Source organism: Amycolatopsis sp. NPDC033938, from assembly GCF_055575975.1.
Window position 1 is genome coordinate 580,547 of record NZ_JBVIRO010000004.1, and the last position, 22,629, is coordinate 603,175.

At 67.3% G+C, this 22,629-nt stretch carries 24 protein-coding genes and 1 tRNA gene; 8 read left to right on the top strand and 17 right to left on the bottom strand.

Annotation, left to right across the window (positions count from 1 at the left end; genetic code table 11):
- The first annotated feature begins 46 nt into the window (after positions 1–46).
- Together ACZ5ZX_RS15480 and ACZ5ZX_RS15485 are read left to right on the top strand one after the other, a co-directional pair.
- Positions 47–1,573, top strand: a complete 1,527-nt coding sequence (locus ACZ5ZX_RS15480) for a protein kinase domain-containing protein (protein ID WP_465502737.1) — start codon at positions 47–49, stop codon at positions 1,571–1,573.
- 202 nt (positions 1,574–1,775) lie between these two features.
- Complete coding sequence (locus ACZ5ZX_RS15485; protein WP_465502633.1) at positions 1,776–3,191, top strand: recombinase family protein; 1,416 nt, start codon at positions 1,776–1,778, stop codon at positions 3,189–3,191.
- Between the two features lie 152 nt (positions 3,192–3,343).
- Here ACZ5ZX_RS15485 and ACZ5ZX_RS15490 read toward each other — a convergent pair.
- The 4 genes from ACZ5ZX_RS15490 to glp form a co-directional block, all read right to left on the bottom strand.
- Positions 3,344–3,419 (bottom strand) — tRNA-Ala (locus ACZ5ZX_RS15490).
- A 71-nt stretch (positions 3,420–3,490) separates the two neighbouring features.
- The gene (gene sepX, locus ACZ5ZX_RS15495; protein WP_465502634.1) at positions 3,491–4,300 is read right to left on the bottom strand and encodes a divisome protein SepX/GlpR; all 810 of its coding nucleotides are present in this window, start codon (positions 4,298–4,300) and stop codon (positions 3,491–3,493) included.
- A 161-nt stretch (positions 4,301–4,461) separates the two neighbouring features.
- Positions 4,462–5,133, bottom strand: coding sequence for a GNAT family N-acetyltransferase (locus ACZ5ZX_RS15500; protein WP_465502635.1), 672 nt, complete (start codon positions 5,131–5,133; stop codon positions 4,462–4,464).
- A complete protein-coding gene (gene glp / locus ACZ5ZX_RS15505) occupies positions 5,133–6,404 on the bottom strand; it encodes a molybdotransferase-like divisome protein Glp (protein ID WP_465502636.1) in 1,272 nt (423 codons plus the stop codon). The genes ACZ5ZX_RS15500 and glp overlap by 1 nt, the downstream gene beginning before the upstream one ends.
- A 218-nt stretch (positions 6,405–6,622) precedes the next feature.
- On the opposite strand from glp, the gene ACZ5ZX_RS15510 reads away from it, so the two are divergent.
- Positions 6,623–7,192, top strand: coding sequence for a 5-formyltetrahydrofolate cyclo-ligase (locus ACZ5ZX_RS15510; RefSeq protein WP_465502738.1), 570 nt, complete (start codon positions 6,623–6,625; stop codon positions 7,190–7,192).
- Here the strand turns inward: ACZ5ZX_RS15510 and ACZ5ZX_RS15515 are convergent.
- Genes ACZ5ZX_RS15515 through ACZ5ZX_RS15525 form a run of 3 tightly spaced genes read right to left on the bottom strand, consistent with a single transcriptional unit; the run spans position 7,189 to position 9,680 of the window.
- The gene (locus ACZ5ZX_RS15515; RefSeq protein ID WP_465502637.1) at positions 7,189–8,184 is read right to left on the bottom strand and encodes a mevalonate kinase family protein; all 996 of its coding nucleotides are present in this window, start codon (positions 8,182–8,184) and stop codon (positions 7,189–7,191) included. The genes ACZ5ZX_RS15510 and ACZ5ZX_RS15515 overlap by 4 nt on opposite strands.
- On the bottom strand, positions 8,165–8,551 hold the full coding sequence (locus tag ACZ5ZX_RS15520; RefSeq protein ID WP_465502638.1) for a cupin domain-containing protein: 387 nt from the start codon (positions 8,549–8,551) through the stop codon (positions 8,165–8,167). The genes ACZ5ZX_RS15515 and ACZ5ZX_RS15520 overlap by 20 nt, the downstream gene beginning before the upstream one ends.
- A gap of 13 nt (positions 8,552–8,564) precedes the next feature.
- Positions 8,565–9,680: a radical SAM protein gene (locus tag ACZ5ZX_RS15525; protein WP_465502639.1), complete on the bottom strand. Its 1,116-nt coding sequence runs from the start codon at positions 9,678–9,680 to the stop codon at positions 8,565–8,567.
- A 112-nt stretch (positions 9,681–9,792) separates the two neighbouring features.
- Here ACZ5ZX_RS15525 and ACZ5ZX_RS15530 point away from each other — a divergent pair, with 112 nt between their 5' ends.
- Positions 9,793–11,151: a UTP--glucose-1-phosphate uridylyltransferase gene (locus ACZ5ZX_RS15530; RefSeq protein ID WP_465502640.1), complete on the top strand. Its 1,359-nt coding sequence runs from the start codon at positions 9,793–9,795 to the stop codon at positions 11,149–11,151.
- 1 nt (position 11,152) lies between these two features.
- Here ACZ5ZX_RS15530 and ACZ5ZX_RS15535 read toward each other — a convergent pair whose 3' ends face one another.
- The 9 genes from ACZ5ZX_RS15535 to ACZ5ZX_RS15575 all read right to left on the bottom strand — a co-directional run bounded on the left by ACZ5ZX_RS15535 (position 11,153) and on the right by ACZ5ZX_RS15575 (position 19,422).
- Entirely contained in the window at positions 11,153–12,610 is a 1,458-nt protein-coding gene (locus ACZ5ZX_RS15535) for an alpha/beta fold hydrolase (RefSeq protein ID WP_465502641.1), read from the bottom strand.
- A gap of 50 nt (positions 12,611–12,660) precedes the next feature.
- Complete coding sequence (locus tag ACZ5ZX_RS15540) at positions 12,661–13,386, bottom strand: class I SAM-dependent methyltransferase (RefSeq protein WP_465502642.1); 726 nt, start codon at positions 13,384–13,386, stop codon at positions 12,661–12,663.
- Positions 13,379–15,586, bottom strand: a complete 2,208-nt coding sequence (locus tag ACZ5ZX_RS15545) for an MMPL family transporter (RefSeq protein ID WP_465502643.1) — start codon at positions 15,584–15,586, stop codon at positions 13,379–13,381. The genes ACZ5ZX_RS15540 and ACZ5ZX_RS15545 overlap by 8 nt, the downstream gene beginning before the upstream one ends.
- Positions 15,587–15,706: 120 nt before the next feature.
- Positions 15,707–15,976: a hypothetical protein gene (locus ACZ5ZX_RS15550; RefSeq protein ID WP_465502644.1), complete on the bottom strand. Its 270-nt coding sequence runs from the start codon at positions 15,974–15,976 to the stop codon at positions 15,707–15,709.
- Complete coding sequence (locus ACZ5ZX_RS15555; RefSeq protein ID WP_465502645.1) at positions 15,973–16,350, bottom strand: ArsR/SmtB family transcription factor; 378 nt, start codon at positions 16,348–16,350, stop codon at positions 15,973–15,975. Before ACZ5ZX_RS15555 ends, ACZ5ZX_RS15550 begins: the two co-directional genes overlap by 4 nt.
- A 28-nt stretch (positions 16,351–16,378) precedes the next feature.
- Positions 16,379–17,134, bottom strand: a complete 756-nt coding sequence (locus ACZ5ZX_RS15560; protein ID WP_465502646.1) for a GNAT family N-acetyltransferase — start codon at positions 17,132–17,134, stop codon at positions 16,379–16,381.
- 108 nt (positions 17,135–17,242) lie between these two features.
- Entirely contained in the window at positions 17,243–17,977 is a 735-nt protein-coding gene (locus ACZ5ZX_RS15565) for a DUF2786 domain-containing protein (RefSeq protein ID WP_465502647.1), read from the bottom strand.
- A gap of 108 nt (positions 17,978–18,085) precedes the next feature.
- Positions 18,086–18,643, bottom strand: coding sequence for a TetR/AcrR family transcriptional regulator (locus tag ACZ5ZX_RS15570; RefSeq protein WP_465502648.1), 558 nt, complete (start codon positions 18,641–18,643; stop codon positions 18,086–18,088).
- A complete protein-coding gene (locus ACZ5ZX_RS15575; RefSeq protein ID WP_465502649.1) occupies positions 18,622–19,422 on the bottom strand; it encodes an SGNH/GDSL hydrolase family protein in 801 nt (266 codons plus the stop codon). The genes ACZ5ZX_RS15570 and ACZ5ZX_RS15575 overlap by 22 nt, the downstream gene beginning before the upstream one ends.
- A gap of 149 nt (positions 19,423–19,571) precedes the next feature.
- On the opposite strand from ACZ5ZX_RS15575, the gene ACZ5ZX_RS15580 reads away from it, so the two are divergent.
- Complete coding sequence (locus tag ACZ5ZX_RS15580; protein WP_465502650.1) at positions 19,572–19,919, top strand: Imm10 family immunity protein; 348 nt, start codon at positions 19,572–19,574, stop codon at positions 19,917–19,919.
- Between the two features lie 136 nt (positions 19,920–20,055).
- Positions 20,056–20,655 carry a DinB family protein gene (locus ACZ5ZX_RS15585; RefSeq protein WP_465502651.1) on the top strand — a complete coding sequence of 200 codons (600 nt, stop codon included), beginning with the start codon at positions 20,056–20,058 and terminating at the stop codon, positions 20,653–20,655.
- A gap of 3 nt (positions 20,656–20,658) precedes the next feature.
- On the opposite strand, the gene ACZ5ZX_RS15590 is transcribed toward ACZ5ZX_RS15585, so the two are convergent.
- Positions 20,659–21,255, bottom strand: coding sequence for a TIGR03086 family metal-binding protein (locus ACZ5ZX_RS15590; protein WP_465502652.1), 597 nt, complete (start codon positions 21,253–21,255; stop codon positions 20,659–20,661).
- A 40-nt stretch (positions 21,256–21,295) separates the two neighbouring features.
- Here ACZ5ZX_RS15590 and ACZ5ZX_RS15595 point away from each other — a divergent pair, with 40 nt between their 5' ends.
- Together ACZ5ZX_RS15595 and ACZ5ZX_RS15600 are read left to right on the top strand one after the other, a co-directional pair.
- The gene (locus tag ACZ5ZX_RS15595) at positions 21,296–21,991 is read left to right on the top strand and encodes an MOSC domain-containing protein (protein WP_465502653.1); all 696 of its coding nucleotides are present in this window, start codon (positions 21,296–21,298) and stop codon (positions 21,989–21,991) included.
- Entirely contained in the window at positions 21,981–22,592 is a 612-nt protein-coding gene (locus ACZ5ZX_RS15600) for a TetR/AcrR family transcriptional regulator (RefSeq protein WP_465502654.1), read from the top strand. The genes ACZ5ZX_RS15595 and ACZ5ZX_RS15600 overlap by 11 nt, the downstream gene beginning before the upstream one ends.
- The last annotated feature ends 37 nt before the right edge of the window (positions 22,593–22,629 follow it).

Consider the following 22,629-nt stretch of genomic DNA (forward strand, 5'->3'; position numbering starts at 1 on the left):
CACGGAGCAACCGGCGGAAAGGCGGCTCCTAGCCGGACGGTATCGAGTGGACGCCTCACTCGGCCGTGGCGGCATGAGCGAGGTCTTTCTCGGCTATGACGAGCGCCTGGATCGGCGAGTCGCGATCAAGCGCTTGCGCCCGCCCTCCTCGGTTCCGGCTGCTCCAGACAGCCCGGAGGCGGTCGAGATCCTCGATGCGCTGGAGCGCGACCGGAAGCGGTTCCTGCGTGAGATCCGCACCACCGCCCAACTCGAACACCCCGGTACCCCGGCCGTGTACGACACAGGCGTTGAGGCCGGGCCTGACGGCAGTACTCAGTTGTGGCTGGTCATGCAGCTGCTGCGAGGTTCGACATTGGAAGCGATCCTCGATCACACCGACTACTCCACCGAACCGCCGAACGTCGCATGGGCGGCAGCCATCACCACGCAGATCGCAGCAGTGCTGGCCGACGTGCACCGAGTGGACATCGTCCACCGTGACATCAAGCCCGCCAATGTCATGCTGGTCGACGAAGGCCTCGTCAAGGTGCTCGACTTCGGCATCGCGATCCTGCGCGGCGCGGGCGCGCTGCCCCGCCTGACGCAGGTCGACCGAACTGTCGGCACACCGGCGTACATGTCGCCGGAGCAGGGGCTCGGGCAGGCGGTGACCTCCGCGTCCGACATCTACTCGCTCGGCTGCCTGTTCTTCGAGTTGCTCACCGGCGACGTACCGTTCCAAGCGACCACGGATACGCCTCTGCGAGCTCACCACTTGCATTCACCTGCGCCATCCGTGCGTTCATGGCGCCCTGACATCCCGGCCGAGATCGACGCCCTGGTGGCGTCGATGCTGGCGAAGGAACCTCAGGACCGTCCGTCAGCAACGGCTGTGTACAGCGCCCTCGTTGCGCTGGCGTCTGCGCAACACGGGGCCGCCGAGGTTGACGAGCCGCGAGATCCGACGCGCCCGTTCCGCAGACCGCTGCTCGCCCCCGCGAGCCGTCCACGGCAAACCGGCACCCGCGATCCGCTCACCGATGAGGAATTCGCCGTTCTCAAGGCCAACGTCCAGGCTTTGCTGGACAACGACCAGCCATCCAGAGCGATCAGCCTCATCGAGGACGGCATCGAGCGCTCTGACCACGACCCCGCGTTGAAGCTTCGGCTACGTCACCTTCAGGCGGCAGCCTGCTTCTACGCCGGCGAATACACGCGCGCCGCGACGATCTTCGAGGCTGTCGGCCGGGACTATCGCCGGCACCTGCCGCCGACCGATCCAGTCGTCCTCGACACCGCGTACCACGCGGGTCACGCGTATGCGGAAATTGGCAAGCCGCATAAAGCGTTACCTCAACTGCGCTTCTACGTACAAAACGCTGCTGCTTCGTCTCAGGGCGACACCGCAGAGAGGGTCCTCGAATCTCGGTACGTCGTCGCCCAGATGCTTGCAACCGATGGGCAGGAGGATGATGCGGTGACGGAACTGGAGAGCATTCGCCCGCTCCTATGCGACGCGTTCGGTGTTGACTCGACACAAGTCCGCAATCTGGACAAGCAAATTTCCCGGTTCCGCTCAGCGATGCAGTAAACCCTAAAACCGACGTCTGTAGCACGTCGGGAGCAGAGCAAAGGTACTGTTCTCGCTTGCCGATGGTGCGGTCGGGCAGTCCATTCTTTGTGACTGTTGGCTGCTCGCAGGAAGCCCTGCTTCGTGCTCAGCAAGCGCCTGGGCCACCTCTATCCAGAGTCCGATCGGCGGCTGACCGGCAACATCACGTCCCGTTCACCCAATGAAGCGACTTCAGCCGTTCATCGAACGACTGGAGTCGCAGTCACAGCGCAACTTTGTTCGACTCGCCGCCATGAACAACGCAGCCGCATCCCTGCCCACCCCTATCGGCAGTCCACTCTTCGACGGATCGCGTCCAGACAGCAAGGCAGTGCTCTATCTCCGGGTGTCATCGACGCGGCAGGTAGGGCGGGACTACGACCCCGAAGGCATCTCAATCCCGGCCCAGCGCGCGGCGTGTCACCGCAGGGCTGAGCAGCTCGGTCTGACGGTCGTCGACGAATACGTGGAGCCGGGGCGCTCGGCCACCGAGATGATCAAACGCATCGAGTTCCAACGAATGCTGGCGCGGATCCGCCATGCTGGCGACATCGACCACGTGATCGTCTACAAGCTGTCCCGAATGGCCCGCAACCGGGTCGATGACGCGCTCGTCGTGGCCGACCTACGACAGCGCGGCGTTAGCCTGGTCTCGGCCACCGAGTCCGTCGACGACACACCGGTCGGCCAACTCATGCACGGCATCCTCGCCACCTTCAACGAGTACCAGTCCCGTGAGTCCGGCGCTGACATCGCCTACAAGATGGGCCAGAAGGCCCGCAACGGCGGCACCATCGGCCGCGCCCGGCTCGGCTACCTCAATCACATCGATCGCACTGATGGCCGCGACATCCGCACCATCATCGTCGACGCAGAGCGCGCAGCGTTGGTTCAACTCGGTTTTGAACTCTTCGCCATCGGCAACCTCACCCTCGACCAGCTGTCCCAGCGGCTCTACCAGCGGGGGCTACGCACCCGCCCCACCGCCCGGTACCCCGCACAGCGGGTGTCGATCAGCAAGCTCGCCCGGATGCTCTGCGACCGCTACTACCTCGGATACGTCACCTACCGCGGCGAAGAACTCCCTGGGCGCCACGAACCACTCATCGGTCAGCCTCTGTTCGACCGCGTCCAAGCCGTCCTCGACGCCCGCACCACCTCCGGAGAGCGCCGGCGGACGCATCATCACTACCTCAAAGGCACCCTGTACTGCGGACGCTGCCGCCAGGCCGGCACCAGCGGGCGGATGATCATCCAGCACACCGTCACCCGCCGCGGCGACGAATACACCTACTTCTTCTGCCGCAACCGCCAGCAGGGCAACTGCCCAGCCCCATACGTCAACGTCGCTATCGCTGAACACGCCGTCGAGCGCTATTACTCCACCATCAGCCAACAGCAGATCGCCGACGCCGTTGCCCGGCTCGCTACGGGCAACATCGCGGACGACGAGCTCGGCCAGGCCCTCGCCCCGGTCCAGATCTATCGAATCTGCGACGACGATCAGCGCCGGCAACTCAACCATGCGATCTTCCACCGGCTATACCTCACCGACGGCCGCATCACCAACCATGAGCCACGGTCAGCGGCACCCTGACCTAAACAACACCAGCCACAACAAGCCCGACACCTTACGGGGATAGAACACAAAAACAGGGCCCTGGCCAGCAAAAACCCTCTCGCTCACACTTCGAGCGAGAGGGTTACTCTACGAACAGATCCGCAGGTCAGAACATAAAATCGAACTTCTGGTGGAGCTGAGGGGAATCGAACCCCTGACCTTCTCGATGCGAACGAGACGCGCTACCAACTGCGCTACAGCCCCTGGTGAAGCTTGCCCCTCGTTTGGAGCTCCATGAGCCTATCAGTGGCTCATGGAGCCCCGAAAACGGGGGGTCACTCTCCGGCGGCCCGGCGGAACGGCCTGGTCCCGGGCTCGTCGAGCTCGTGGAAGGCCGGGTCCTCGTCGTCGAGGTCGACGACGACGGCTTGGCGCCGGATGCGGGACATCGGGGACGGTTTGCGTTCCACGACGTCCGGGCGTTCGGCGGCGACGACCTCGACGTCCTCGTGGGACTCGTGGGTTTCGTCGTCGGTGATCGCCGGGCGGCGCGGGGCGCGGGTGTTGTTGTAGCGGGCGAGCCGGCGTTGCCGGATCTCGTTCTCGATGCGCACCTGGCGGCGCAGGTAGGCGAGGTAGCCGATGAGGACGGCGTCGACGACACCGTTGGCCCACCAGACCATCGGCGTCAGGAAGCCGGCGACGACCGCGGTGGTGACCACGAGTACCAGCAGGGCGATGACGACCCGTTGCCGGAACGCGTACTTGGCGCGTGCGGCGATGTCGGCCGCCTCGGGGTCGAACCCGCCCCTGCCGGGCCGGTAGCCCGCGCTTTGGCGTTCTCTTTCGGCGCGGGGGCCGCGCGAGGGCTGGGGAAGCGGTTCGGCTTCCGGCTCCTCGTCTTCGAGGTCGGCATCGAGTTCCGCCTCGAGTTCGGCCAGGTCGTCTTCTACCGATGGTTCCGTGTTCTCCGCCATGGCGAACTCCTCCGGTCCCTCGTGGCGTGTGCTCCCGCTCCGCACGACTCGCGCCGCGAGGGCCGAGTCCGCCGTCCGCGCGACCTGCTGGCGCTTGCGGGCGACCATGGGCACGAGAACGACGAGCCATGCCGCTGCGAGCGCGACGATGATCACCGAACTGGGCATCTCCCGTCACCTCCCCCGATCCACTGCTGTAGTCACGCTAGCCACAACAGTCACACACGCCGCGCAGACTCGCCGGTTTCGATCACGGAAAATGCATCACCAAATTAGGTGAATCTCACAGTTTGTGGTAACGCGGTCACCGGAACGACCCGGTGATGGGGTCAAATCCGCTCCGCGAGGCCCTTCGCGACGAGCCGGGAAACCAGTCCGTCACCGGTTTCTTCCTTGGTGACGGCGTAGCAGAAGTGGTCCCGCCAGCCGCCCGCGACGTCGAGATAGCGCTCGAAAAGGCCCTCTTGCCGGTACCCGGCTTTGGTGAGAACCCGCAGGCTGGGGGTGTTTTCGGGACGGACGGTCGCCTCGAGCCGGTGCAGTCCGCCGAAGTCGAAGGCGTGGTCGGTGACGAGGGCGACGGCGCCGGTCGCGACGCCGCCGCGGACGAAGTCCGATGACACCCAGTAACCGATCCAGGCGGACCGGAGCGAGGCCCGGATGACGTTACCCACAGTGATCTGTCCGGCGAAGCGTCCATCTATCGTGATGGTGAACGGGAGGCACTGCCCGCGCCGGGCGAGGCCGCGCAGGGCCAGCCACTGCGACGGCCATGACCAGAACGCGTTGCGCTCCGGCCACGGCCCGACGCCGGTCGGTTCCCATCTCTCGAGATGCTCGCGGTCCCGCAGCCGGACACGGCTCCACTCGCCGGCGTCCCGCAGCCGGACCGGCCGGACGGCGAGGATCCCGGCCGGTACCCGGAGCGGCCCGAGTTTCGCCGGCCAGCCGGGATGCCTGCTCTCGATCGGATAGGCGACGCCGGAAATCGGTGCGCCCATTACGCTCTCTGGGCCAGGAAGGTCACCTTGACCTGCTCGCCCGCCGCGACCTCGGTGAGATCCTCGTCGATGTTGATCAGGCAGTTCGCCTCGGCAAGCGACGCGAGCAGGTGTGCGCCGGAAGTGCCGAGCGGCTGCACCAGGTATTCGCCGTTGCCCTCGTCCCTCAGCAGTTGCCCGCGCAGGAAACCCTTGCGCCCCTTGGTCGAGGTGATCGGGGAGAGCAGCCGCGCGCCGACGATCCGGCGATGCGGGTTGCGGGTGCCGCGTGCGGCGCGGATCAGTGGACGGACCAGGACCTCGAACACGACCAGCGCGCTCATCGGGTTGCCGGGGATCAGGAATGTCGGCACCGAGTCGGGGCCGAGCCTGCCGAAACCCTGTACCGAGCCGGGGTGCATGGCGACGCGGGTCATGTCGATGTTGCCGAGGTCGGACAGCGCCGCGTGCACTTCGTCGCCCGCGCTCCCGCCGGCACCGCCCGCGACGACGACGATCTCCGACATCAGCAGGCGGCCTTCGACGATCTCGCGCAGCCGCTTCGGATCACCGGGGACGATGCCGACGCGGCTCACCTCGGCGCCCGCGTCCCGCGCGGCCGCGGACAGCGCGTAGGAGTTGACGTCGTAGACCTGCCCGACCGACGGGGTGCGGTCGATGTCGACCAGTTCGTCGCCGACGGACACGATGGAAACCCGCGGTCGCGGATAGACCAGCACCTTCGCGCGGCCGACAGCGGCGAGGAGGCCGACCTGGGCCGAGCCGATGGTGTCGCCCTTGCGCACGGCGACGTCCCCGATCTGCACGTCCTCGCCGGTCCGGCGCACGTAACCGGCGGACGGCACCGACTTGTGCACGGTGACCTTGGCCTGGTGACCGTCGGTGTAGGCGGTCGGGACGACGGCGTCGGCGAGCGTGGGCAACGGCGCGCCGGTGTCGACGCGTACGGCCTGGCCGGGTTGCAGCCGCCGCGGCTGGCGTGAACCGGCCGCGATCTCGCCGACCACCGGAAGCTGCACCGGCTCCTGGCCGGCGGTCCGGACGTCGACGCTTCGCACGGCGTAACCGTCGACGGCGGCCTGGTCGAAACCGGGCAGCGCGTGTTCGGCGACGACCTCTTCGGCACACAGGAGGCCTTGGGCCTCGGAGATGGCGACCCGGACCGGTCGCGGGCGTACCGCGGAGTCCAGGGTCAGCGCGATCTGATCCTCGACGGAACGGAACTGTCCCGCGTCTTCGGTCTCCGCCACTTCGGCGATGGGCTCCGTCATGACTGGGGGATCTCGATCCGTTCGTTCGACCAGGCACGCGATGTGGGCCCGTCGGTGAACTGAAGTTCACCACCGTTACCAGGAGTGATGCGGTCCGAAGCCGTGGAAATCGCCCGATCGGGCAAGCTCCTCGTGGTCCGTGCCGCCGGGGTGGTCGCTGCGCCTGTCATAGGCGTGAAGCCTAACCTGACCACGTGGGCAAGCCCGGCAATGAACACCTGAGCAAGGCGGAGTGGCGTTCCCGGATAACCGCCGAACGGCGTTCGTTGGTGCCGGAAGACCGGGCAAGGGAGGCGGTTTCGCTGGCCGCCGCGGCTGTCCTGCTGCCGGGGGCGGTCGTGTGCGCGTACGTCCCGTTCGGGACCGAACCGGGTTCGGCGTCGCTCCTTGATCAACTTCGCGACCAGGGCAAACGTGTACTGCTGCCGATCGTCCCCGGCGAACCGGGGCCGCTCGGATGGGCCGACTACGAAGGCCCGTCGAGTCTCGGGCCGGGCAGGCTACGGGGGCTGCTCGAACCGACCGGCCGCCGGCTCGGTCCCGACACGCTGGGCACGGCCGATGTGGTCCTGATCCCCGCGCTCGCCGTCGACGACGAAGGCGTCCGGCTCGGCCGGGGCGCCGGGTACTACGACCGGTCGCTCTCCTTCGCCGCGCCGGACGCCGAGCTGATCGCCGTCGTCCGGGACGCCGAACTCGTACGCGCACTGCCCGCGGAACCGCACGACGTCCGGATGACCGGAGTGCTGACCCCGGGCCAAGGGGTGGCCCCGCGGCCGGTGCGTTAGCCCGGAAGCACCCCGGCCATCGAGACCTTCGTCAAGGTCGCCGCGAACCCCTCGGTGAGCAGTGCGCCCATGGCGCTCGCGGCGGTGTCCTCGGGGAAGACTCCGAAGACACAGCCACCTTTCCCGGTTCCAGTGATCTTCGCGCCCAGCGCGCCGTGTCTCCTCAATGCTTCTATGCAGCCGTCGGTCACGTCGTCACTGACACCCATGTCGTCCCGAAGCGTGCTCTGCGCCGCGTCGAGCGCTTCGCCTATCGAGACCGGATCCGGCGTGTCGTCTCCGAGGAGCGCGCACAGCGCCTCGACGGCTTCCTTGGTCCGGCGGACATAGGCCGCGATCGCCGGGTCCCCGGCCTGGCTTCGCGCCCGCTTCCACCGGATGACCTCGCTGGTGTCCCTGGTGCGCCGGGTGTCCACCACGACGATCGCCAGGTCGCTCGGCCACGCCAGATGTTCCACCGATTCGATCCGCCCTTCGTGGCAGAAGACCTGTACGACACCACCCGCCGCGCAGGGCACGTAGTCCATCGGGCCGACGTCCCGGCCCGCCAGTTCTCGTTCCACGACCAGGCCGGCCTCGATCGACCCGCCGGCGACGGCCCGGCCCGCGGAGATCGCCAGCGTCGCCACGCACAGGGCCGCGCTGCTCGCCAGCCCCGCCCCTGGCGGAATCGCCGAGACGATCGCCAGCCCGCTCGGCCACCGGTCGTCGTCGCGGTCATGGTGGAAGCTCACGGCGAGCCGGGCCAGTTCGGCCCAGGCCGCGTCGGCCGGTGTCCAGACGTCGGCGGACACCGCCCGGCCGGTGAGCGTGCCCGAGGCGAGGATCTCGAAGGAGGTGGGACGAGGGGCCAGGGTGAGCGCGCACCGGATCCGGAGATCGATCGCGGCCTGGAGAGACGATCCGCCGAGCCAGTCCAGATCTTCGCCGGCGAGACAGATCCGGGCAGGCGCCGATCTCGGTGATTCGGGCTCAGTCGAGCTGTTTGTCATTTCTGAAGATCTCCCGCTTGTCCACGCCGTCCAGTACCAGCTTGAAGACGATGAACCGCACCGGATCGCCGGAGTTGTTCTCCCAGGTGTGCGGCGCGGTACCCAGTCGCGCGACATCGCCGGCGCCGAGTTCTTCCGTGTACTCGCGGCCGTCCTCCCGCCAGCGCAACAGCATGCGGCCGGCGACGACGTAGACCGTCTCCTCGATCGTGTCGTGGTGGTGCCATTGCTGGGTGACGCCGTCGGGGAGTTCGTTCCAATGGATCTCGTATTCGGGGAACAGGTGGTAGCGGACCGCGGTGCCGTCCGGTTTGACGGTCTCCTTCCCGTCGGCCGCGCGGGAGATCAGCGGGGTCGTCGTACGCACAATCGCAACTCCGTCACAGGAAGGGGTCGTAATCGGGGACCGGTTCGACGGTCTCGTCGCGCAACCGGAACAGGGCGAGGTTCGAGCGATGGCGGATGCAGTGGAAGCGGCAGTGCTCGTCGGGCCGGACACCCTCGCGCACCCGGCGGCGGCGTTCACCGTTCCACATCCCGGCGAACGACTCGGTCGCGGGATCCCCGTACCGCGCCGCGGGATTGCCGCGGTGATAGGGGCAGAAGTAGGCGCCGGAGGTGGTGATCAGCGTGCGAAGATCGGCGACCGGGCAGGCGGTGTAGTCCTTCACCTCGACGGCGGTCCCGCCCCCGACCGCGCCGAGCGTGGACGTGCTCAGCACCTTGAAGCCGTCGTGGTCCAGTTCCCGGACGCGGGTGAGCTGTTCGGAAAGGACTTCCAGCAGGCTCCGGTCCTGGCCGAGAATGAAATGCTCCAGATCGTATTCGGGTTTCACCTCGAAGTAGTCGCAGCCGATCCGTTCGGCGAGTTCGGCGGCTTCGGCTATCTCGTGCGCGTTGGTTTCCCGCAAAGATCCGTCTTCGGCTTTCCGTCCCATGACGAGGAACGAATATCCGAGTTTCCCGCTTTTCCGGGAAGCGAGCATTTCCATATTCCGCACGACTTCGGCGAACCGGTTCCGGCCGCCGCGCCCAGGTCGGAACCGGCCGTAGGTTTCCGGGGTCGCCGCGTCGACCGAAACCCTCGTCCAGTTCGCTCGCTCGGCCAGTACGTCGATATGCCGGTGAATGGTGGTGCCGTTGGTGGTGATGCCGACACTTATCCCGCCGTCGTGCAGGATGGTGAGTACCTTCCCGATCGCCGAATGCAGCAGCGGTTCGCCGCCGCCGATGAGGATCACCGCCCGGACGCCCGCTTCGACGAGTTCGGCGGCGAGCCCGGTCAGCCGCTCGCTGGAGAATCTGCCGTTGTTCAGAAGCTGTCCGCTGATGCATTCGGGGCAGGCGAGATCGCAGAACGAGGTGGGGTCCAGCTCCACCACCAGCGGTGCGGCGGGTTGCACGCCGTTCGCCGCTTGGGAAACTTGCCGGTGCGCGAATTCCTGGTAAAGCTTCGAGGTGAGATCGAGTGGTCCGCCAAGAGGATCTGCCGACATCCTTGCCGCCTCTGCCTCAGTCGCGGTCCTCACCGCGGTGGGCCGGGCGTGCGCCGCGACCCTATCGGATACACTAACGTCTTGAGCAGTGTTGCAGAAAGGTCGCGTGAGCATGCCTGATCGTTTCACCAAAACGCTGTCGAAAATGCGTTCCTCGGGAGCGCACGCCATGGAGCTGGCGGCACTGCGACGGCGCCTGGAACAACTGGCCGAAGACGGCGCCGGTGAAATGCCGGGTTCGGAACTCCAGCCGCTCGAGGACATCAGCAGGCTGGTGGATCTGCCTGAGCCGGATGCCGATGCCGCGCGATACGCACTGGACCGGACAGCGGTACTCAAGCTGAACGGCGGCCTCGGCACCAGTATGGGGCTCACCGGCCCGAAATCGCTGCTCGAAATCAAACCGGGGAAAACGTTCCTCGACGTCATCGCGATGCAGGTGCTTTCGACGCGTAAGACCTACAACGCCCGGCTACCGCTGGTCCTGATGAACTCGGCAGGCACCCGCGAGCCCTCGCTCGAGCTGTTGAAAAAATACCCCGACCTGGCCGACGACGTCATCCCGGCCGACTTCCTGCAGGGTCGCGAGCCGAAGATCGCCGCGGCGGACCTGCAGCCGGTCGACTGGCCTGCCAACCCGGAACTCGAGTGGTGCCCGCCGGGCCACGGCGACATCTACATCGCGCTGGCCGTGAGCGGCATGCGCGACCTGCTGCTGGCCGAGGGCATCAAGTGGTGCTTCGTCTCCAACGCGGACAACCTCGGCGCGGTGCCGGACGCCAGGATCGCGGCTTGGCTCGCCGAGCAGGGCATCCCCTTCGCGATGGAGACCGTTCTCGGTACCCCGGCCGACCGCAAGGGCGGGCACCTGGCCCGGCGTGACGGACGGATCGTGCTGCGCGAATCCGCTCAGGTGCCCGAGGGTGACGATTCGTTCGGCGACGTGGCCAAATGGCGCTACTTCAACACGAACAACATCTGGTTCGACCTGGAACGGCTGAAGGAGTTGCAGGACGCGGACCCGGCCGCGCCGGAACTTCCGCTCATCGTGAACCGCAAGACCGTCGACCCGACCGATGCCGGCAGCACGCCGGTCATCCAGCTCGAAACGGCGATGGGCGCGGCGGTGGCCTCGGTCGAGGGCGCACGGGCCATCGAGATCCCGCGGACCCGGTTCGCGCCGGTCAAGACCACCGACGACCTGCTCGTCGTCCGCTCGGACGCCTACGTACTGGCCCCCAGCGGCGAGATGGTCCCGGAATTCACCGCGAGTCCGCCCGTGGTGTCGCTGGGCAAGGAGCATTTCAAGCTGCTGCGGGACTTCGACGCCCGGATCCCGCAAGCGCCGTCGCTGAAGGAGTGCACGAGCCTCGTCGTGGAAGGGGACGTCACGTTCGGGAAGGACGTGGTGCTCCGGGGCGAGGTCAAGATCGTCGGCCCCAAAACCATCCCGGACGGCGAAATCCTCTGAATCAGGGGAGCCCGCCGGGCTCCCTGGCGTGGGATTGGACGGCGGCGAGGATCGTCTCGGTCTCGGTCTTCGTCCAGGTCGAGATGTGTACTTCCCACGCGTCGTCTTCACGCAGTTCCTGCCGCAGGGCGCGCCACATCCACTCGAAGCAGATAGCGGGATCCAGGCCGCCCAGCCCGGCGCCGAACAGCGGGAGCAGCACCGACCGCAGCCGCAGGCCTTCGTCGTCGCGCTCGTGCCGGGCGAGTTCGAAGACATTGTGCACGGCCTGCGCGACGGAGAGAGGGTTCACCTCGAAGCGGTCGGTGCCGAGGACGGGGATCCCGATCGCGGCGTGGTAGATCCGCTGGACGCCACGGCGGATCAGGGCGCCCGACGACGTGGCGGCCACCGTCCCCGGTTCGACGGGCAGGCCGAATCGGCCGTTCTTCCGCATCCAGTCGTCGAGTTCGGCCGCGGCGGTGTCTTCGAGAATCTCACCGGCTGGCCCCCGTTTCGCGGCCGCGCGGCGCAATCTGCCCGAAACCGACGGTTTGAAGGTCATCGCCATCTGCATGTAGATGTTCTCGGAGGTGCACACGATGTCCACACCTGCGATCTGGTCCACCGGACCGGACCGGACGGCGATGGGGACGGGCTTCCCCGAGCCGCCTTCGATGTCGACCATGACCGGCCCGTGCAGCGTCATTTCGGAGTGGTAGTCGTCGCTTTCCGACGAGGCCATGCCGCTGTGCTGTTTCCGGGGCGACGGCATCGGCTCCGTGAGCGCGGTGATCAGTGCGTCGCGCAGTACCAGGAACGACGGGTGGGACGGGCCGTCCGGTTGGATGATCGTGGAGTGATCTCCTTGCAGCACACCGACTTCCGGGAACACGCTTTTCGCGGACGATGCCCAGACGATGTTGTCCGTGTCGCCGGCGTAGCAGACGACCGGGATCGGGCATCGGCGGTCGTCGAGATACGGCGCGTAGACGACGTCGGCGAGCACCCTCCGTTGTGTCTCGACCACGGATTCGGCGAGCGGGCGCAGTTCCCGCTCCTGGGTGTGCCAACCGAGCAGTGAGCGCCGCAGCGTCAGCATGAACTCGGATCCGTTGTTGGGACAGGCGAACAGCACGATCCGCCGGATCCGGGCGAGCCGACGGCCCTTGCCTTCGGCCAGCTGCCGCATCAGGAACCGGAGCACGATCAGCCCGCCCTGGCTGTGCGCGACCAGGACGACGCGTTCGTACTTCCCGTGCTTGCTCTCGAGAACACCGGCGAGGCGATCCGCGAGAACCGTGAAGTCCGGAATCCGGCGAGCCGGGTTCACCCGCAGTTTCGGTGAGGAATAGCCGAAGGTGTCGAAGTCGTAGTCCTTCACCAACTCGGTGTCGGCGGAGACAAGCCCCCGCATCGCGTTCCAAGCCGCCTCGGTGGAAAAGAGTCCGTGAACGAACAGCGCAAGGGACTTCGCCACGATCAACTCCTCAGGCCGTGGGCTCACACGATACCCGGGAGACGGGCGAATCAGGCCGTTCGCTGAGCGATGAACACGTATTCGCGTCCTGGACGATCCGGGGCGTCCCGGACGTCCAGGACGCGGAAGCCGTGTTCGCTCAGCAACGCCTCCAGGTCTTCGCGCTCGCGGAACCACAGTGTCGAATCCGAGGTGACGACCTCGCCGTCGGAGAACCGGTAGCTGTACCGGAACGAGACGAACGGGAGGTTTACTTCGGTGACCTCGCGCCACTGCTCGACTTCACCGACGCCGGGGACGTCGATGATTTCGTGCGCGGTGTCGGCGCTCCAGTCCTCCCACGCCCGGCGGTCAGGGCGCCGGATCTCGAACACCAGGTAGCCGCCCGGCGTCAGCGCGGTGTGGATACCTTCGAGAGCCCGGTCCCATTCGGCGTCGGTCAGGAAGACCTGAGCCACGTTCCCGGTCATCACGGCGAGATCGGCGCCCGCCTCACCAGCGGCTTTCGCGTCTCCGTGGATCCAGGTGATCCTCCCTTCCGGGTCTTTGGCCTTCGCGATCTCGAGTGACGCTTCGGCCGGATCGACCCCTACGACCTCGATCCCGCGTCCGGCCAGGAGAACGGCAAGGCAGCCGGTGCCGCAGCCGACGTCGAGCACTCTCTTCGCCCCGAGTTCGCCGATGATGGCGAGGTAGTGGTCGAGGTCGTCGCGAGCGCCGTCGAAGGCGTCGTAGATCGGTGCGAGCCGGGCGTGGGCGAAGAGCGCGTCAGGCATTCGGCGACGATAGTTCCGGTACGCGTTCGGGAGCCACGGATTTACGGCCGGGCCGCCAAACCCGGTCTCCCAGCAGCGCGAGGAACGCGGGCAGCAGCACCCCGCGGACCAGGGTGGCGTCGATCAGAATGGCGACCGCCATCCCGACGCCCATCATCTTGTACTCGATCGCGCTCAGCGTGATGAAGACGCTGAACACCCCGACCATGATCACCGCCGCTCCGCTGACCACCCCCGCGCTGCTGCCGGTACCGCGGACGATCGCGGCGACGGCGCCGCCCGCCCGGTGTTCACGGATCCGGCTGAGGATGAAGATGTGGTAGTCCATGCTCAACCCGAGCAGCAAGACGAACATGAACATCGGTAACCACCCGACGACCCCGCCGTACGGGGTGAAACCCAGCAGGGACGCGAAATGCCCGTCCTGGAAGATCCAGGTGAGCACGCCGTAGGCCGCGCCGATCGACAGCAGGTTGAGCACGAGCGACACGAGTGACACCGCTACGGAACGGAAAGCCAGCAGCAGCAACACGAACGCCGCCGGCAACACGAATCCGAAGACCATCGGCATCCGCTCGATGACCCGGTCGGCGAAGTCACGGGCGTTCGCCGTCCGGCCGGATACGGCGAACTCGACACCGTCCACCTTGCCGATCGTCGCGGGAAGCAACTCGGTGCGCAGCTTCGCCAGCGCGGCATCGGACGTCGCGTCCCGTCCCGCTCCGGACAGTGGCACCCGGACGACCACCGCGTCGCCCGCGCCGCCGACCGCGAGCGGTTTGTTCAGCACCCCACCGGTTTCGCCGATCCGCCGGTCGAGTTCCGTGATCGCCGACCGCAGCGCCGGACTGTCCACCGGACCGCCGTTCTCGGCCGTCAGCACCACCGTCGCGGGATAGACCACCCCCGGAAAGGCTTCCTGGGTACGGATGGCGGCGTCGATGGTCGCCGTCGATCGCGGAAGGCTCTCCGCCGGTGTCGGGTCCTGCAGACGCATGCCGAGCGCGGGCAGCGTGAGCAGGATCAGCAACGCGGCCGCGAGCCCGCCCCACAACGCCGGCCGCCGGGTGACCGCGCGTGCCGTCGCGGACCAGAACCGCGAGCTTTCCGCGGCCGTGCGCCGCTTGCCCAGCCACGGAATCCGGCCGCGATCGACCTTGTCGCCCAGCAGGGAAAGCAGCGCGGGCAGGACGGTGACCGCGCCGAGTACGGCCAAACCGACCACGAACGCCGTACTGATCGCGAGGCCGGTGAAGTTGTCGAGGCCGGTGAACACCAGCCCGCTCACGCACAGGACGACCGTGACGCCGGAGACGACCACGACGTGGCCGGACGTTCTCGCCGAGATCCGGATCGCGTCGTCGACGGAGTGGCCCCGCACGCGTTCTTCTCGTTGCCGCCTGAGGAAGAACAGCGAGTAGTCGACACCGACCGCCATCCCGATGAGGAGGGTGATCACCGTCGTCGCGCTGTTGATCGGGGTGAAATCGTCGACGACGGAAAGGAACCCGAACGTCGCCGCGACACTCGTCCCCGCCAGCAGCAACGGGACCGACGCGGCGACCAGCGCGCCGAACACGATCAGCAGGATCACCAGCGTCATCGGCAGGGAAAGGAATTCCGACCGCTTGACGTCTTCCCGGATACCCTTGTCGACCACGGACGAGAGACTGAGATCGCCGGAAAGGCTCAGGCGGACCGAGGGATGCCGGGCCGCGACCTGGTCGACCCGCGCCGTCGCGGTCTCGAAGTTCGGGCGGATGTCGTTCTCCTCACCCGCGATCGAAAAGCCGACGAGACCGGACCTGCCATCACCCGAGATCCGTTCCGCGCCATCGGTGGCCAGCGGGGACCGGACGCCGGTGACGGCGCCGGACCGGGTGAGGGTGGTGACCAGGTCTTCGGTCGCCTTCCGGAGGTCCTCGTTCTCGGCGAAGGGTGGAGAACCGGGGCCCTTCGACTCGACGAGAACGTTCTCGCGTAAGGGATCGAAGGTGCTTTGGGCGTTCAATGCGGTCTGTGCGCGGCCGGATTCGCCGGGATCGGTGCTGCGACGGCTTTCACCGTCCAGCAGTGTTCCCGACAGCAGGGCGATCAGCACCAGCGCGACCCAGCCGACGAGGGTGAGCGCGCGGTGCCGGAGGGACCAGGCGGCGACCCGTTCGGTCATCGGTGCGCGCGAGGGGCTTTCGGGCAGCATGAACTACAGTCCTTTGCGTGAAGGAGTGAGATGCCTCGGGCGAGGTTTTTGCTTCTTCTTTCCTGGGTCGTCGAGTTGCCGCTCGGCGGCCCAGGCTCTTTCAAGCCGGGATACGGGTGGTCAGTCGACCTCCTTGAGGATCCGCTCGACCGAGCCCACGCTCTTCTGGAGATCGGCGAGGCGTCCGTCGAGTTCGGTGAGTTTGCGTTCGGTCTCTTCCTGCGCCTGGACGGCTTTTTCGGCGAGCCTGCGGTATTCATGTTCACGCGCGAGCGCGCCCCTGGCCCGGATGGTCGCGCCGAACTGCCAGACGACCACCGTGATCACCACGGTGAGGAACACGAAGATGCCGACAAGTCCGGCGACCTCCTGCCACTGATGCCACTTCACGGTCGTTCCCCCTGGTCGCCCTCGTCCGTTGTCGATGTGTCCGGTGCCGATGTCCCCGATGTCGATGTGCTCAGCGTCGGCGCCGCGGCGGCGATGGTGTCCGGGCTCAGCTCGACCAGGAACGGTTTCACCTCGTAGAACTTCATCGCCTTCCCGTCCTCCGACAGCTCGAGAGTGGCCGACACGAGCCCGGCCGCCTCCAGTTTGCGCAGGTGGAGCTGCATGAGCGCCCGGCTGATGCCGAGCTCTCGCGCCAGCTGACTCACGTATGCGCGCTCCGCGCGGAGCGCCGCGACGATCCGCAGCCGATGCGGATTCGCCAGGGTGCCCAGCAGTCGCAGCAGCTCGTCGCCGGTCGGTCCGGTGGCGTTCATACCGCGCTCCTGCACATGCCAAAGAAATCTAGCAGGTGCTTGATTCGACTACCAGGTGCTCCAGCCAGACGTTCGGCTCCACGTAGACGCCGAGGTCCAGCGCCGAGGAGGCGAGTACCGGCGCGATCCCGCCCGGCACCGTCGTGAGACCGTCCCGGAGCTCGACGCCGGTCCACGCCTTCCACTGCGCGAAGGTGCCTGTCACCGTCATCGCGAACGGCGCCACCTTCACGAACCGGGCGCCGAGCCGCTCGTGCGTGCGAAGCCATGGATCCTCGGGCAGCCCGTCGGGGCGACGGCGGGCGACATAGTCCTCAAAGGACAGTCCTGGTTCGTTCTCCTTCCCGGCCGGACGGACCGGCACGACGAGCTTGCGCATCCCCGTCGCCGAGGCGCGTTCTTTCAACGCTTCCAACGCTTTCGTGGCCAGGCCGCCACCGCGGCGGCCTGGCTCGACCATCACTTCGAGTGCGATCAGCGTATTCGTCTCACGGGCGCTCATCAGGTCTTCCGCGGCCCAGATCAGGGCGGCGTCCCAGCCGTGGTCCGGCAGTTCCGGGCGTTCGGCCGTCGGGAATCCGACCGGGACGGCGGCCGCTCTCGCCACCGGGACGTCGTCTTCCAGCAGGACGAGGAAATACTCCGGCCAGCGCGCGGCCAGATGGGACGACTTCGCCAGCAAGCCTGTCTGGTCGTGCTGGAGGAATTCACCGCCGACACCGCCGAGACGGAGCGCGGGCTCGCGCAACTCGGGCCGGGTGGCCAGGTCTTCGATCACGATCATGTCCTCAGTAGACCCGAGGACATGTACTTCTCACGAGGTGGTTTTCAGGTACGGCTTTCGTTCGTGCCGTGGCTGTTTCACGAGTGGGGAGCTTGAGTGCGGTGCGGGCTAGCGTACCGGCAGCGCGCGGCGGCGTCCGGTGATGCCGGTGGTGTTGAGGTTGGCGCGCTCGCCGGCGGAATGCCCGTCGAGGTAGCCGCTGCCGGACAGCCGCCTCGGCGGTGCCGAGCGCAGATCGCCGTATCGCTCGTCGTATGCCTGTTTGACCATCGTCGTCCGATCCTGGATCACCAGTTCGGCGGAGCGATGGCCCGCGGTGGTGGTGTGGGTGCGCGCCGCGGTGTCCTCGCTGTTGCGGAGCCGTTCGTAGACCGCGCCGGAGAACCCGTGCAGCCAGGTGCGCCGGTACGCGGCCAGCGATTCGCCCGCGAACACGCGGTTCTCCGGGCGGACCCTGGTCAGCTGGGTGGTCGCCTGCAGCAACAGGCTCGTGTACAGCAGTTCGACCCGCTCCAGATCCGAGCGGAAACCGAAGACGGTCACGCCGGTGACGGATTGGCCGAGCCGGTGCAGCAGGGCCCGGCAGCGCAGCGGATGGGCGATGTTCGTGAGCAGTCCCGCCTTGTCCCGGCTGTACGGGTTGTCGATCGGGATCAAGACCTGGGTGATCTCGTCGGCCGTCGCTCCGGAAGCGGCCAGCAGCGCCTGATCGATGCCGTAGCGGGCGATCAGTTCGGCGGCCTTGGTGTTGTACGACTCTGCTTCGGCTTCGGTGACCGCTGGGTCCTCCGCCTTGGCGAGAAGTTTCCGGACGCGTGCGAGCAGCGTGTCATGGTCGGGCATGGCCCCCCTTCCTGATTGGGTTGGAGTGGATCAATCTAGGAGAGGGGTCCGACAATATTCGACCAGATGTTCGGATCCCGGCAAGGGGGTGGCATGTCGGTGGCGGTTTCAGCCGAGGTAGGCATCGAGGGTGACTGCCAGCGCGATCTCCGGTGACGGCGCGAAACTGGCGCCCGCAAGGCCGCCCCAGAGCCACAACTGGGCGAGACCGTGCAGTGACGCCCACAGCGAGGACGCGAGCAATCGCGGATCGGTTGCCGGATGCCAGTCGTCATGCTGGACCTCGGCGACCAACGCGGCGAAGAAGTCGAACACCGCGCTGCTCACTCGCGTGAGTTCGGGATCGGCGGGGTCGATGAGGTCGCGGCGGAACATCAGCTCGAACATCGCCGGATTGGCCAGCGCGAAGTCGAGATAACCGTGGCAGGCCGCGATGAGCCGTTCTCGCGGCGTCGTGTCCGGCAGTCCGGTGCCGCGGTCGAGCAGCTCGGTGTAGCCGCGGGTGGCGACGGCCGAGAGCAGGGCGGCGCGGCCGGTGAAATGACGCAACGGCGCCCCGTGCGAGACGCCGGCCGCCTTCGCGATCCCGCGCAGCGTCACGGCTCCGACACCTTCTTCGGCCAGCAGGTTCGCCGCGGTGTCGATCAGGCGGGTTCGGGCGCCCACGGCACGCTCTCCTCGAGGACGGGAAGGAGATCGGGGCGTTTCGGCAGGAAACCGTCGCCCGGCTGGCGGCCGATGAGCCGGTTGCGGAACCGGCTGAACGCGACCGGGAGCACCTCCCTGGTCACCCAGCGCAGGTCCGCCCGCAAGCCGGGGCGCCCGGCCGGACCGGGGAGCGGGTCGAGCCATGACGGGTCGTGCGCGACGCCGAGTTTGCCGAGCACATGGCCCGCCAGACGCCGGTGGCCCTGTTCGGACAGGTGCAGCCGATCCGGACCGAAGTAGCGGGAATCGTGCGCGGCGCGATCCGGCCAGAGGTCGACGAGCGTCGCGCCGTAGCTGACGGACGCCTCGCGGACGGCGTCGTTCAACGCGGTGAGACGCGGGCGCATGCGATGGCCCATCGGCATGCGGTGGGAGATGTCGCTGAGGGTGAAGGTGACGACAGTGGGCGCGATCTCGGTGCAGGCACGAATGGCCGTGTCGACGCGGCGGGCGACCGTCCGCGCGTCCCAGCCGCGGCTCATCACGTCGTTCCCGCCGCCGAACAGCGCGATCAGATCCGGCTGAAGCCTGCTCGCCGCCGGGGTCTGTTCGGCATGGATCTGGTCGAGCCTGCGGCCGCGGACCGCGAGGTTGGCGTAGCGGAATCCGGGCTCGTCCTCGGCGAGGCGTCCCGCGACGAAGTCGGCCCAGCCGCGGTAGTACCCGCCTGCCGGATGGGGATCGGCCAGCCCTTCGGCGCAGCTGTCGCCGAGCGCGACGAAACGTTGGTAGCCCATCCAGATCTCCGTAACCGCGAGTTCACCTTGTAGACACTGTCTATCAAACTCGTGTAGACGCTGTCTACTTGGTGTGCGGCAGACTTGTCCTGTTCGGTCGAACTTCGCGGTGTTCAGGTGGTCCGCGGCTGGCTCAGGGGGAGTGGATCATGGAAATGAGGCTGACCACTGCGGAGGTCGGGTTCTTCGAGGACTATGAGGACGATGAGACCTTGGAGGTGGGGATCGCCGGGGTCGACGGCGACGGCGTGCGGAGGTCGTTCTCGATCCAGCGGTCCACTTACGAGCCTGACGAGCAGGAAGTCCGGTCGGGGATGGACTCCTACTGCGTCTCGACCGAACGAGGTTTCACGGTGTACGGCTGCCTGCGCGGCGTCCGGTTGACCGGTGCGCTGCTCACCCTGGAGTTCACGGCCGAGGACGCGGAGATCCTGGACTGGGGTGCTCCCGGGAAGCGACCGAGGTTGATCGGGCTGAGCCTCCCCTCCGGTGAGTGAGGTTCCCGGGTTTGTCCATGATCGGCGTCCCGATTCCTTCATGGACGCGGGCATCGGCCACTGGGCACTTCGCCTTACCTCTCAATAGTGGTGCCGCGGAAGGCCCAAGGGTCAAATCAACGAGGAGACTGGCGTCATGCTCGATGAAGCCGCGAAAGAGTACTTGCACAGCGATCTGCGAGAGGTCCGCGAGGTAATGCTGTGGAAGCTCGAGGGGCTGGGGGAGTACGAGATCCGCCGCCCCCTGACCCGGACCGGGACCAACCTTCTCGGGTTGGTCAAGCACCTGTCGCTCTGGGAGTCCCGGTACTTCGGGGAGGTCTTCGACCGGCCGTTTCCCGAACCCCTGCCCCGATGGGACGACGTCGGGCAACGAGGTGCCGACATGTGGGCCACCGAGCACGAGACGCGCGAGGAGATCGTCGGCCGCTACCGACGGGTCTGGGAGCACTCCGACGCGACGATCGCGGCCCTGGCCCTTGACTCGCCTGGTCACGTGCCTTGGTGGCCGCGTCCTCAGGTGACGCTGTTCGCCATCCTGGTCCACAACCTCACCGAGACGAGTCGGCACGCCGGGCACGCCGACATCCTGCGCGAATACTTGGACGGCTCGACCGGGACGGGTACCGACTACTCCACCCAGCGGCACGACGACGCCTTCTGGGAAACCCGGCATGACCAGATCGAAAAAGCCGCCAAAGCCGCCGACCAGCCTGATCGCCGCCGCCGGTCCTAGCGGTCAGAGGACGCCCGGTGAAGTCCCCTTGTCCGAGGGCGTCGACGGAAGCGAACGGCCGAGCAACGCGATGAGCCGGTCGCCGGTGCTTGCGCCCGGCGGTGCCTCGACAGCGTGGTCGAAGGCGGCGCCGGGCCCGCGCACCGGCGTACCGTCGGGGAAGCGGCTCGCGACGGCCAGCGCCGCCGTCGCGAGTTCGTCGTCCCAGCGGTGTTCGCGGCCGAGCGCGGTGTTGAGGTCCCAGTCGTGGACGAGCGTGTCGGCGAAGAGCACGGCGAGGACGTTCTTGCCGGGCAGTGGGCCGAATTTGCCGAAGTCGAAGGTCTTCTTCAGGGCCTGGTCGTCGAAGGCGGCGAGGAACTCGGCGGAGCTTTCTTCGTAGGCCGTGGCGAGGTCGCCGACTGTCGTCGAGCGGGTCGTGCGGGGACGATCCGCCGCCCGCGCGGCGGCCCGCTCGTTGTTGTCGATCAGGTGTTCCACGATGTCGCGGACGGTCCATTCGGCGCAGGGGGTCGAGCGGTCCCAGTCGTCGGCGCCGATTCCGGCGATCGTGGTTCGGGTGGCGTGATGTGCCCGGGTCGTCAGTGCCAGAAAGTCCATGGACCCAAACTATACGAACGATCGTGCTATCTTCTAGAGGGTGAGCACTCTCGAAGTGAACGAGGTCTTCGTAGGACGGCCGTCCGTGCTGGGGATGAAGCGCGACATCCCGGTGTACAGCGCCATCGCGAAATCGCGCGTGGAGACGCCCTCGTTGAAACTCGGCGAGATCAATTTGGCCGGCGACGATCAGGCGGATCGCACCGTGCACGGCGGCGTCGACAAGGCGGTTTACGTCTATCCGGCCACGCACTACGAGGCGTGGTCCGAGCAGGGCTTCCCGGTGGTGGCGGGTGACTTCGGGGAGAACGCGTCGGTGACGGGCGCCGACGAGTACGACGTCCGCGTCGGTGATGTCTGGGCCTGGGGAGACGCGCTGGTCCAGGTCTCGCAGCCGCGGACACCGTGTTTCAAACTCGCGATGAAGACCGGGCGCAAGGACGTCATCCCGGCGATGATCGATTCCGGCCGCAGCGGCTGGTACCTGCGCGTTCTCCGGACGGGCGAAGTCCCGACTTCGGGGCGCATGACGCTCGAAGAACGCGATCCGGTGAACCCGACGATCGCCGAGGTCTACGTCGCGTCGTTCACCAACGTCGCCCAGCTGGACGACGATCGCCGGGCCGCGTACTGGACGCTGCTGGATCGAGTCCTCGCGGCACCGGCGCTCTCCCGGCAGTACCGTGACGGCCTGGAATCGGCGAAACGACGGCGGGAGGATCGGGATGCCGGTTGACGGCCGGGTGGCCCGTGGCGACGCGACGAGGCGGATCGTCCTGCGGCGCGCCGTCGACATCGCGTCGGTCGAAGGACTCGAGGGGTTGTCGCTCGGCAGGCTCGCCACCGAGCTGGAACTGAGCAAATCCGGGGTGTTCGCGTTGTTCGGTTCCAAGGAGGAACTGCAGCTCGCGGCGATCGAGACGGCGAGCGCGATCTTCGCGGAGAACGTCGTCGACCCGACACTGGAGGTCGAGCAGGGGATCGCGCGGCTGCGCGCGCTGTGCGCGAACTGGCTGGACTACTCGGAACGCCGGGTGTTCCCCGGCGGCTGCTTCTTCTTCAACACCGGCGCCGAGTTCGACGCGCGGACCGGGCGGGTCCACGACGCGGTCGCGAACGCGAGCCGCGCCTTCGCCAAGTTCATCCGGTCCACCGTCGTCGAAGCACGGAAGGCCGGGGATCTTCGCGAATCCGTCGACGTGGACAGGCTGGCCTTCGAGCTGAACGCCCTCGGCCGGGCCGCGAACGCGGACTCGGTCATGTTCGGCGGCAAGGAGCCGTACGCGCTGGCGCGGGCCGCCATCACCGCCCGCCTCGACGCCGCGGTCGCGCCATGAAAGGTCCTTTCCTGGCAAATTTTGCAAGGAAAGGACC

Bases quoted from the DNA above. Each gene is read 5' to 3' on its own strand.
- ACZ5ZX_RS15560 (WP_465502646.1), bottom strand. From the start codon at position 17,134: ATGATCGTGATCGAAGACCTGGCCACCCGGCCCGAGTTGCGCGAGCCC.
- ACZ5ZX_RS15500 (WP_465502635.1), bottom strand. From the start codon at position 5,133: ATGGGCGCACCGATTTCCGGCGTCGCCTATCCGATCGAGAGCAGGCAT.
- ACZ5ZX_RS15545 (WP_465502643.1), bottom strand. From the start codon at position 15,586: ATGCTGCCCGAAAGCCCCTCGCGCGCACCGATGACCGAACGGGTCGCC.
- ACZ5ZX_RS15600 (WP_465502654.1), top strand. From the start codon at position 21,981: ATGCCGGTTGACGGCCGGGTGGCCCGTGGCGACGCGACGAGGCGGATC.
- glp (WP_465502636.1), bottom strand. From the start codon at position 6,404: ATGACGGAGCCCATCGCCGAAGTGGCGGAGACCGAAGACGCGGGACAG.
- ACZ5ZX_RS15515 (WP_465502637.1), bottom strand. From the start codon at position 8,184: ATGACAAACAGCTCGACTGAGCCCGAATCACCGAGATCGGCGCCTGCC.
- ACZ5ZX_RS15540 (WP_465502642.1), bottom strand. From the start codon at position 13,386: ATGCCTGACGCGCTCTTCGCCCACGCCCGGCTCGCACCGATCTACGAC.
- ACZ5ZX_RS15565 (WP_465502647.1), bottom strand. From the start codon at position 17,977: ATGCCCGACCATGACACGCTGCTCGCACGCGTCCGGAAACTTCTCGCC.
- ACZ5ZX_RS15530 (WP_465502640.1), top strand. From the start codon at position 9,793: ATGCCTGATCGTTTCACCAAAACGCTGTCGAAAATGCGTTCCTCGGGA.
- ACZ5ZX_RS15575 (WP_465502649.1), bottom strand. From the start codon at position 19,422: ATGGGCTACCAACGTTTCGTCGCGCTCGGCGACAGCTGCGCCGAAGGG.
- ACZ5ZX_RS15585 (WP_465502651.1), top strand. From the start codon at position 20,056: ATGCTCGATGAAGCCGCGAAAGAGTACTTGCACAGCGATCTGCGAGAG.
- ACZ5ZX_RS15580 (WP_465502650.1), top strand. From the start codon at position 19,572: ATGGAAATGAGGCTGACCACTGCGGAGGTCGGGTTCTTCGAGGACTAT.
- ACZ5ZX_RS15555 (WP_465502645.1), bottom strand. From the start codon at position 16,350: ATGAACGCCACCGGACCGACCGGCGACGAGCTGCTGCGACTGCTGGGC.
- ACZ5ZX_RS15590 (WP_465502652.1), bottom strand. From the start codon at position 21,255: ATGGACTTTCTGGCACTGACGACCCGGGCACATCACGCCACCCGAACC.
- sepX (WP_465502634.1), bottom strand. From the start codon at position 4,300: ATGCCCAGTTCGGTGATCATCGTCGCGCTCGCAGCGGCATGGCTCGTC.
- ACZ5ZX_RS15485 (WP_465502633.1), top strand. From the start codon at position 1,776: ATGAAGCGACTTCAGCCGTTCATCGAACGACTGGAGTCGCAGTCACAG.
- ACZ5ZX_RS15525 (WP_465502639.1), bottom strand. From the start codon at position 9,680: ATGTCGGCAGATCCTCTTGGCGGACCACTCGATCTCACCTCGAAGCTT.